This window comes from uncultured Thioclava sp., from assembly GCF_913064665.1.
GTDB lineage: Bacteria > Pseudomonadota > Alphaproteobacteria > Rhodobacterales > Rhodobacteraceae > Thioclava > Thioclava arctica.
On record NZ_CAJYBT010000028.1, the window covers coordinates 36518 to 46398 of the forward strand.

The following is a 9881-nucleotide window of genomic DNA, read 5'->3' on the forward strand; positions in this document are numbered from 1 at the left end:
CGAGGCCCTTGGCCTCTCAATGAAAATCGCGGCTGGGGAACAGCTTTTTGGCTTGTTCGCGGGGATGGCGCGCGCTGACTTGCGGGCGCGCTACGCGCGGGGCGTCATCGGCTTGGGGCTGGGTGATACCAACCGCGTCGTCCATCGGATGACCCAGATCGGCAAGGCGATGCGAGAGATCCTCGATCTGCTCGGCGATCAGATGGGTGACGATGCCCTCGCGTTGCAAGGTGCCGCGCACCCGCACCAACCGCCCGCCCATCACGGCACGGCGAAACCGATCATAGATCTTGGGCCAGACCACAACATTGCAGACGCCGGTTTCATCCTCCAGTGTCAGAAATACCACGCCCGAGGCGGTGCCGGGGCGTTGTCGGGTGATCACCAGCCCGCACACGCTCAGACGCCTGAGCGCAACCTTTGGCAATTGATCATTCGGAGTCAGCCCGGCGATGGCGGGGCGCAGCAGTTCCATCGGATGGGCGCGCAGGCTTAAACGCATCGCGATGTAATCCTCGACCACCTCTTCGCCCAAGTTCATCGCGGGCAGATTGACCAGTGGCTCGTGCAGCCCCTCGCCATCCAGCGGATCGGCAAATAGCGGCAAGGGGGCGGGGGCCCGAATCGCGCGCACGGCCCAAAGCGCATCACGCCGCGTCAGTCCCATGCCCGAGAACGCATCGGCCTCGGCCAGCCGTTCCAGCGTTGCCGGCATCAGCCCCGCGCGCAGCCACAGGCTTTCGATATCGGGATAGCCATTGCCACGCGCGGCCATGATCCACTCGGCATCCTGTGCGCGCAGCCCCTTGATCTGGCGAAACCCCAGCCGCAGCGCCAGCGTGCCATCCGCGCGCCGCTCTAGCTGGTTGTCCCAAGCGCTGTGATTGACGCAGATCGGGCGCACCTCATGCCCGTGATCGCGCAGATCGCGCACGATCTGAGCGGGAGCGTAAAACCCCATCGGTTGAGAGTTCAGCAGCGCACAGGCAAACACCGCCGGGTGATGGCATTTCAGCCACGAGGACACATAGGTCAGCATCGCAAAGGCCGCCGCGTGGCTTTCGGGAAAGCCGTAATCGGCAAAGCCCTCGATCTGCGAGAAGCATTGCTCGGCGATCTCGGCGCGATAGCCATTGGCGAGCATGCCGTTGACGAAGCGTTCCCGATGCGCGCCGATCGTGCCCATCCGGCGAAACGAGGCCAACGAGCGGCGCAGGTGATCGGCCTCTTCGGCGCTATAGCCCGCGCCGACCACCGCGATCTGCATGGCCTGCTCCTGAAACAGCGGCACGCCCAGCGTCTTGCGCGTCACCGCCTCTAGGGCGGGGCCGAAAGGTTCGGGCATCTCGCGCCCCTGACGGCGTCGGATATAGGGCTGCACCATGCCGCCCTGAATGGGGCCGGGGCGCACGATGGCGACTTCGATCACCAGATCATAAAAGGTGCGCGGGCGCATTCGGGGCAAAAAGTTCATCTGCGCCCGGCTTTCGACCTGAAACACCCCCACCGCATCGGCCACGCACAGCATGTCATAGGTCGCCGCGTCTTCCTGTGGGACGCTGGCAAGGCTGTGATGGATGTTTTCATGCTGGGCCAGAAGCGCAAAGGATTTGCGGATACAGCTCAGCATTCCAAGGCTGAGAATGTCGATCTTGAGGATGCCGAGCGCATCGATATCGTCCTTGTCCCATTCGATCAGCGTGCGATCCTCCATCGCGGCATTCTCGATTGGGCAGAGGTCATCCAGCCGCCCGCGGGTGATGATAAAGCCGCCGACATGCTGGCTGAGATGGCGAGGAAAGCCGATGATCTCGCCAATCAGCGCGATGGTCTGGGCCAGCCGCCGGTCGCTTGGATCAAGGCCCAACTCGCGAATGCGGGCGGGGTCTGCGCCGCCATTGGACTGGCCCCAGATCTGCCCGGATAGACTGGCGGTCACGTCCTGGCTTAGGCCCATCACGCGGCCCACCTCGCGGATCGCGGCGCGGGTGCGAAAATGAATGACCGTGGCACACAGCCCCGCGCGCTCGCGGCCATAGGTCGCATAAATCCACTGGATGATCTCTTCGCGCCGTTCATGTTCGAAATCGACGTCAATATCGGGCGGTTCGCCGCGATGGCGCGAGATGAAGCGTTCGAACACCATGGCGATCTGATCGGGGGCAACATCGGTGATGCCCAGCGCCCAGCAGATGATCGAGTTGGCCGCCGAGCCGCGCCCCTGACACAAGATGCCACGCGTGCGGGCCTCTTGAACGATGTCATGCACGGTCAGGAAATAGGCCGCATAGCCAAGCTCACCCACAAGGCGCAGCTCCTTTTGCGCCAAGGCGTGGTAATGGGCGGGGATCGCATCGGGGCAGCGCCGCTCCAGCCCCTGCGCGGTCAGCCGTTCCAGCCGCGCTTGCGGGGGTTCGCCATTGGCGATCTCATCGGGATATTCATAGCTGAGCTCGGACAGATCAAAGCTGCAGCGCGCCGCGATCTCCAATGTGCGGCGCAGAGCGGCGGGATGGTGGCGATAGAGCCGCGCCATATCGGGTGCCCCCTTGAGGCGGCGCTCGCCATTGGCCAGCGCGCGGGTGCCGATCTGGTCGATGGTGATGCGCTCGCGGATGCAGGTCAGCACATCGGCCAATTGGCGGCGCGCCGCGCGATGCATCAACACATCCCCCAACGCCACCATCGGTGCAGAGGTGCGCAGCGCAAGATGGGCGCAGGCGTTCAGATGCGCCTGATCCGAGCCGTCATAGCGCGGCGCGGCCCCCAGAAAGACCTGCCCCGGATAGCGGCGTTGCAACTGCTGGATCGGGGTGGCGGCTTGGGTCAGATCGGGGGGCGGCAGGGCGATCAGGATCATGCCCGCACAGCCCTCGCGCAGATCGCCCAGATCCAGCAGGCAGTCGCCTTTTTCCGCGCGCCGCTTGCCCAGCGTCAGCAGGCGCGAGAGCCGCTCATAGGCGGCACGATCCGTGGGCAAGGCAACCCATTGCACGGGGCTATCGCGCAGCACCAGCCGCGCCCCCACGATCAGCCGGGGCAGTTTCGGCCCGTCGCACAGGACCGGGCGCGCCAGATCCTGCGGCTGACCGGTTTCCTGACGCGAACAGGGGTCGATCTGATGGCTCGAGCGGATGCGAAGGGTTTCGGCCGCCTCGGCCTTCAGCGTCTTGAGCGCGCTATAGGCCCGCACCACCCCGGCCAGCGAATTGCGGTCGGTGATGGCGATCGCCTCCAGCCCCAGTTCGGCGGCGCGCAGCACCAGTTCCTCGGGGTGTGAGGCCCCGGTAAGGAAGGTGAAATTCGAGGTTACGCATAGCTCGGCATAGCTCATGCGAATTCCCCCTGCACGAACCAGCCGGGCGTTTGTGGGGTGTAAAACATCCACAGGCGGCGACCCTCGCGGGTTTCGACATGCCAGTAATCGCGCACCCCCGAGCGCCAGCTATCATCTTCGAGCCACCATTCCGGCGCGATCCGTTCCGGCCCCGTGGTGCGCGCCAGCGTGAAGCCCATGCGCCGCCAGCGAAACCGCGCAGCCGGGCGCGGGGTGGTGCCCGCAATCGGCTCGGGGGGGAACAGGCGCAGCGGGCGTGGGCGGGGCGCGTGCCAGCAAGATTTGGGCCAGCCGGATTTAGGCTGGCTATAGGCGGCGGGCGCAATCAGAAAGCTGCGCTCGGGGATGTGGCTGTCGGCGGGCAGAAAGCGCTGGATATTCTCCAGCCCGATACGGGTGCCGATGCGCGTGATCAGATCGTTCAGCCGATCCGGGGCGGGCTGCGTTTTCGGGCCGATCTGCTGGGCGGGCAGGGGTTCGACCACGCTGGCCTCAAGACGCATCTGGTCGATGCCAAAGCCCGCATCGACCGTGCTGATCCCGCGCTCGAACAGCGCCAGAATGCGGGCAGGGTCGCGCATGGCGCTGGCCAGCCGCAGCTCGACCTGCTGGCTGGCGCGATCCACGCGCTGCAAGGTCAGGCACAACACCCGCGCGCCCGCCTCATCGGCCTTGAGCGTGTCACAGAGCCGCTTTAGCAGCCGCCCCGTGCCCGCCATCACATCCGCGCTCAACCCGATCGGCTCGGGCAGCGTCAGGCGGGTGGCGTAATGGGGCGGCTCGCGCTCGGGGGTGATTGCCTCGGGGGTGCGCCCCAGCGCCTGATCGAGACGCAGCATCAGTTCGGGGCCGAAGCGGCGCGCCAGCGGGCCGCGCGGGCTTTGCGCCAGATCGCCAATCGTGCGCAGGCCCAGCCGTTGCAGCCCGGTCGCCTGCGCGCCCTCCAGCCGCAGCGCCGCGACCGGCAGTGATTGCAACGCGCACAGCCCCTGTCCGGGGGGCGCGATTCCCTCGTGGTAATGCGCCAGCGCCCAAGCCGCGCCGCCCGTATCGCCCAACCCCAGACGCCGGCTGAGCCCGGCGGCCGCCGCCCGCGCACCCCTATCGCCCAGCAGCTCCGCCCCTCCGCCCCACAGATGGGACGCGGCGGTGATAGCGAGCACGAGCCCATCGGCCCCCTCAGGCCCGACCCACGGACAATGGTGCGGCGCCCAGCGGGGCAGGGCGGCCAGAAAGCGCGCATCCTGATCGGGCCGTGCGGGCGCACTCAGCAGATCGGGGCAAAACGCATGCGCATCGGCAAAGCTCATGGCGCGGTGCAGCCCCTGCGCCTCGGCCTGCGCGTTGAGGCAATAAAGACGCTGGGTGTTCTGCTCGGTGATAGTCAGGGCAAAGGGCGCGTCAACCGGGCGCGTGCGAAGAACCCGGTCGCTCGCCAACCGGGGAAACCACATCGAGACGATGCGCCGTGTGATCCCATCGAACATCCCAAACCCCAAGAGTTCCTGATTTGTTCTTTATAATTTCCCACCGCATCAGAGTCGAGTCTTCGCCCCGCGGCGGTGGGTGGGACTCATGGATCGGGGTGGCGTTCCAGCGGGTCTCGGCGGCGTTGGAGCCCATGCCTTCAGGGATCAGGCACAACCCGGTCGCAGCGCCCGCCTTGGCCGCCAGTTGCAACCGCCGCCCTTCGCGCAGATTGAGCGGGCGGGTGAGTTCAAGCACGACCAAAGACACAGCGCCGTCCTTCAGCGCGGTCTCTGCTACCGCCAAACTGTCTGTCTGTTCTTTGGTCTGCGCGATCAACAGATGGCTGGGATCAAAGAAGGCCGACAGGCCGGTGGGGTTCAACCGCTCAGACAGCCATGCCTCGCGAATCCACAGCACATCGGTTTGAACGCGCGCGCAGACCACCGCAGCAAAGCCAAACGCACCCGCCCCGCAAACTTCGTGGACGCGGGCGGGGCGTAGGGGGAAAACGGTGTTGAGCGGCGTGAACATTGCAAGAACTTACACCGGGCGCGGGGAAAGATAAATTGTGTCTGGCGACGAATCACGGCGATTGGCGCGCCCTGCCGCGTTTCGCGCGTTGGCAGTGTGCGCCCAAGCGGCCCGCCAGCCGACATTGTCGCACTATCGCAGATCGGCACACAAACGCCGCGTGAATGCCACGATGGTTGCGTGCCCGTGCCACCCATTTGCCGCATTTCGCGCCGAAAACAGGATCAGACCAGAGCAAAATCAGACCCAGACCGAGAGGAGCCGCAGATGGCCCGCACCTTAGCTTCGATCTTCACGCTGTTTCGCGCCCGCCCCGACACCATCCTCGAGGCCCGTTTCGATGCGCTGCGCGCGATGCCCGAACTGCGCCGCAATCGTCGGCTTGCTTCGCCTTTCGACGTCATGCCGCGCACGATCTAAGCGCCCCTCCAAACCGATACGAAAAACGCCCGGTCGCGATGCCGGGCGTTTTTTGCTGTCCAGTGGCGCGATCAAAAATCGATCGTCACGCCCGGCAATTCCAGCTCTTTGAGCAGATCGCGCAATTCCTGACGCGCGGCCACATTCGAGATGTTGAGATTGTCGATGCCCAGATCTTTCAGATCCAAAAGCGTCAGCCCGCGCGGGAACAGCTCGCGGAAGATCACCCGCTCTGCAAAGCCGGGGGCGACGCGAAACCCGATCCGCTTGGACAGTTGATCCAACGCGGCACCGACTTTGCGCTTGTTATGCATCTGTTGCGCACCCACCCGGTTGCGCAGCACGATCCAGTCGATCGGCTTGAGCCCGGCCTTGGCGCGCAATTGCCGCGCGGACCAAACCATTTCTGAATAGATCGAGGGGCCGATCACTTTCGATGTCACCGGGTCGATCCGTGCCAGCAAGTCAAAGTCGATAAAGCTGTCATTGAGCGGCGTGACCAGCGTATCGGCCAGCGAATGCGCGACCTGGCTGAGGCGGGTATGCGAGCCGGGGCAGTCGATCAGGATGAAATCGCAGCTTTGCTCCATCTCGGCCACAGCCGTTGACAGGCGATGGTCATAAGGGTTCTCGCCGGGCGCAAGCGTGTCTGCATCGACCTCGGGCAATTCGCGGTAATCGGGGGTGGGCAGGTCCAAACCTTCACGGGCGCAAAATGCCAGCCGGTTCTCGATATAGCGCCCGAAACTGCGTTGCCGCAGATCAAGGTCAAGCGCGCCCACGCGCCAACCCATGCGGGCCAATGCGGTGGCCACATGCATCGAGGTGGTGGACTTACCCGAGCCACCCTTTTCATTGCCCATCACGATGATATGCGCCACGTCTGCGATCCCCGCCCTGTCTTGTGTCTGGTTTCTTGAGGCACACTATAGATGGTTGCATGGCACGGTGGAAGAGATTGCGCACGCCAACAAGGTGCGAGAGTTTGGAAACACTGTGTTTTGGCAACAGGGGGCGCTGCCTGACCGTTGTTTGTCAAACGCGCACGCCTTTCTTGTAACGCTTTCTGCATTGCTGAAAGCCCGCCAGAAGTCTGGCGGGCTTTTGTGCTCCATGCGCGCGATCAACGGCGCCGGGAAGAAGTGATCGCCGATCAGCTGTCCTTGCGATCTGCCGCACTCTCCTGAGGCTTCTCCAGAGGCGCCGGACAGAATTTCGAGGAAGGCTCCAACCTCGGCGCGCGGCGTCTTGTCGAGCCACTTCCCGAAAGCGTCGAGGACATAGCGCCGCCGATGCAGTTGCGCCCGATGCTCTTTTTCAGTTCTTTGTTCACGACTTCAACCGTCCGAATTTCGATTTGCGTGCCTGCGATGAAATGTTTGCGGAGGCTCGATGGGAGAGCTGCAAGCATCTTGGCGCGCAACTGGTTGAGGGCGGTTTCCATCTGCTCGACCGCAGCCAACCGTGCAGCGACAGCCTTCTCGACGTGTTGGGCTGCCCCTTGACGGAAGGCTCGATAAGCGCCGCCCAGACTGTTGCACGCGGATGACGCGCTATTGCGCCGCCGTGCGCGCGCTGTCACTGCGCAACACGCCCGAGGTTGCGTGCAACTTCAAGCTCTCGTCATCAATCATATCTTCGATGAACACGCTCAGTAGCGGACCGCGCCCATTGACCCCCGCCTTGCGGTAGATCGCGGCGGTCTGCGCCTTGACTGTTCCTTCCGAGGTCGCGCGCAGGCCTGCGATCTCGGCCGTGGACAGGCCCTTGATCGCGAAGATCGCAACATCGCGTTCCGCAGGCGTCAGCCGCCATTCCTCGAAGCGCATATCCAGAAGGTCCGCAAAATCAGAGGTTGCCCGGCCAAGCCGTTCGCGCACCCGGCGCGCCTCGCGCCGCGCAAACACCAGCGACACCGCCCCCAGCGCGATGCCCAGCAACAGCCCGACCGCGGCCCCGATCTCGATGATTTCGCGGGACCGCCAACTGATCGGTGCGACATAGATGCCAAAGACCGACAGCAAGATATCCGAGACAAAAAACAGCGCACAGATGACCTGAACGCCAAACAGCAACGTCAACAAGACTGTAGTGCCCGACATTCGCATGCGCCTAGCCTCGCTCAATCATCATCGCCGCCATCACTGCTCCCGCTGTCGCCACCGTCATGGCCACCATCACTGCCACCGCTGTCGCTACTGTCATGGCCACCATCGTCGCCACCATCGCTGCTGCTGTCGCCAGCCGCCCCGCTGCTACTGTCGCTGATCGAGCGGTTTGAGCCGCTGGTTTGACCGATAATGACCGTCCCGGCGTCGGTGCTCAGGTCGCGTAACACCTCACCGGTGCGCGGATCAATGACGATTTCGCGCCCGGTCTTGCCGCGCTCAGCGGTGATCCGCACCCGACCAAGCCAAGTGCGCGAAACTTTGATCTGGCCATAGCCAAAACCGCGCAACTGGCGCGATACGGCCTCGGCTGCGGTTTCTGCCTGTGCGGCCTGCGCACAAAAGACAGTCGCGCAAAGACCGGTCAGAAAGACCCGTCGGTCCATTTTCGTCCTCCCGGCCCAAGGCGTCATGCCGTTACAGGGCCCGATAATTGCAAGATGAACTATGCCCGGCGCAGGAGGCGCCGGGCAAGGGGGCAAACAGCTTGAGATCAGTGATCGCTGGAATTGTCTCCGCTATCACCGGAGTCGCTTCCGCCATCATGCGACGAACCGCCATCACTATGCGAGTCGCTCTCGTGATCGGCCCCATCGTCGGAATGATCCGAGCCGCTGCCTTGCGATGCGCCCATGCCATGATCGTCGTCCGATCCGTCGTGCCCTTCCATGTCGTCGTCCGCCATGGTCTGAGTGGTCTCAGACACCTGCATGCGCTTGGTAGCGCGCACTTGGCTCATTTCCTGGTTCATGATTTTGCCGGTGACACGATCATAGGTCACCTCGATCTTGGAACCATTGTTCACGCCTTCCGCCTTGACCTGCGTAGCACCAACCTTCACCTCGACATTGGTGAACCCATTGGCGGCCAGATTGTCGGCGATACCTTGGACCGAAACCTCTGCCTGCGCCGAGGCGACAAAACCCGATGCGACGACAACCATGGCGCTCAAAGTTGCAGATAAAAATTTCATCATACTCTCCCAAAACAAGCGCCCCGAATGAGCGCCAACACGGAAAAGATTGGGCGTTCACGGAACCGCGATCTATGGACCAGAAGGCTTAGATTGCGCCTTTATCCCTCTGGGCTAAGCCGCATAACCTCAGGGTTACGCCCGACTGATCAGACCTTCATCTCGAATTACGGATGCTTGGCGACGGCAAAGATGCCCTTGTCGCCCCGCCCGCACATGTTCATCACGATGATATGGTCGCGCGGCAGATCGGGCGCGATCTTGATCACATGGGCCAGCGCGGGAATGATCCATTCCAGACGGCACGAGAACTGGAATGCCTCCAGCGGCTCGGCGTCGGTGATATTCACATATTCCGTGCGGCCAGTGTCATGCAGCCAAGTGTGAGGCATTATTGCAGAACTCGTCGTCGGGACGAGCTCCCGCCTTCCCCCGAGATCTTAGGCCACGCGTTCGATCTCGGCCCGGCCGAGGGCGTTGAAGCGGTTCATGAGGGCGATGCGGATGTGGATTTCTGCAGGCTGACGGTTGGGGTCTCGTGACGCGATCCTTTCTGCGAAGGATTTAAGGCCGCGCATCCGCTGCCCGGCAATTGTTTGCCTGCAAACCATGAGAGGGTTCGCCTCGACCCGACTTCGGATGTGGTAGCAGGATAACCCTCCTTCCAGAGGCGTCCGTTCTTGCGGATGGGTATGATGGCGGTGCCGCCGCGCGCGAGGATCGCGGTGTGGCCGCGACGGGGTGAAGGGCGTCTTGGAAACGATCCAGTGGATCGTTTCAGCCCTGAACGGGCGGAGCCCTGGGTCGAAGGCCCCATCCATCGCCCGAGAGGGCGCCATCGCCCAGGAACTTGATCCCCAGGCTGTCCACTAGCAGGTTCAGGGGCCCCGGCGCCCGGCGGCTCGAGATCCCGACGGTGATGTTCTTTGCCCGCAGCTCAGGGTGGAAAAGTCGGGAACCGGCCAATCCAGCTCTGCCATCT

General features: G+C 63.6%; 9 protein-coding genes and 2 pseudogenes. 1 reads left to right on the forward strand and 10 read right to left on the reverse strand.

Annotated features, from left to right (window positions below; all coding sequences use genetic code 11):
- Positions 1–16 precede the first annotated feature (16 nt).
- The 3 genes from QZ571_RS12500 to QZ571_RS12510 are packed head-to-tail and all read right to left on the reverse strand — an operon-like array spanning position 17 to position 5338.
- Positions 17–3334 (reverse strand): error-prone DNA polymerase, encoded by a 3318-nt coding sequence (locus QZ571_RS12500; protein WP_295535273.1) that lies wholly within the window; start codon positions 3332–3334, stop codon positions 17–19.
- Positions 3331–4824 carry a DNA polymerase Y family protein gene (locus QZ571_RS12505; protein WP_295535276.1) on the reverse strand — a complete coding sequence of 498 codons (1494 nt, stop codon included), beginning with the start codon at positions 4822–4824 and terminating at the stop codon, positions 3331–3333. The genes QZ571_RS12500 and QZ571_RS12505 overlap by 4 nt, the downstream gene beginning before the upstream one ends.
- A complete protein-coding gene (locus QZ571_RS12510) occupies positions 4739–5338 on the reverse strand; it encodes a hypothetical protein (RefSeq protein WP_295535279.1) in 600 nt (199 codons plus the stop codon). Before QZ571_RS12510 ends, QZ571_RS12505 begins: the two co-directional genes overlap by 86 nt.
- A gap of 267 nt (positions 5339–5605) precedes the next feature.
- Here QZ571_RS12510 and QZ571_RS12515 point away from each other — a divergent pair, with 267 nt between their 5' ends.
- Positions 5606–5758 carry a hypothetical protein gene (locus QZ571_RS12515; protein WP_295535281.1) on the forward strand — a complete coding sequence of 51 codons (153 nt, stop codon included), beginning with the start codon at positions 5606–5608 and terminating at the stop codon, positions 5756–5758.
- 71 nt (positions 5759–5829) lie between these two features.
- Here the strand turns inward: QZ571_RS12515 and QZ571_RS12520 are convergent, their stop codons facing one another.
- From QZ571_RS12520 to QZ571_RS12550, 7 genes and pseudogenes are all read right to left on the reverse strand, one after another.
- On the reverse strand, positions 5830–6639 hold the full coding sequence (locus QZ571_RS12520; RefSeq protein WP_295535282.1) for a division plane positioning ATPase MipZ: 810 nt from the start codon (positions 6637–6639) through the stop codon (positions 5830–5832).
- A 272-nt stretch (positions 6640–6911) separates the two neighbouring features.
- Entirely contained in the window at positions 6912–7202 is a 291-nt protein-coding gene (locus QZ571_RS12525) for a hypothetical protein (RefSeq protein ID WP_295535284.1), read from the reverse strand.
- A gap of 109 nt (positions 7203–7311) precedes the next feature.
- Positions 7312–7860 carry a LuxR C-terminal-related transcriptional regulator gene (locus QZ571_RS12530; protein ID WP_295535285.1) on the reverse strand — a complete coding sequence of 183 codons (549 nt, stop codon included), beginning with the start codon at positions 7858–7860 and terminating at the stop codon, positions 7312–7314.
- 20 nt (positions 7861–7880) lie between these two features.
- Entirely contained in the window at positions 7881–8312 is a 432-nt protein-coding gene (locus QZ571_RS12535) for a hypothetical protein (RefSeq protein WP_295535287.1), read from the reverse strand.
- A 107-nt stretch (positions 8313–8419) separates the two neighbouring features.
- Positions 8420–8899 carry a hypothetical protein gene (locus tag QZ571_RS12540; RefSeq protein ID WP_295535289.1) on the reverse strand — a complete coding sequence of 160 codons (480 nt, stop codon included), beginning with the start codon at positions 8897–8899 and terminating at the stop codon, positions 8420–8422.
- Positions 8900–9066: 167 nt separating this feature from the next.
- Positions 9067–9294, reverse strand: a pseudogene (locus tag QZ571_RS12545) (tryptophan synthase subunit beta); the annotation flags it as partial.
- A 45-nt stretch (positions 9295–9339) separates the two neighbouring features.
- Positions 9340–9881, reverse strand: a pseudogene (locus QZ571_RS12550) (transposase); the annotation flags it as partial.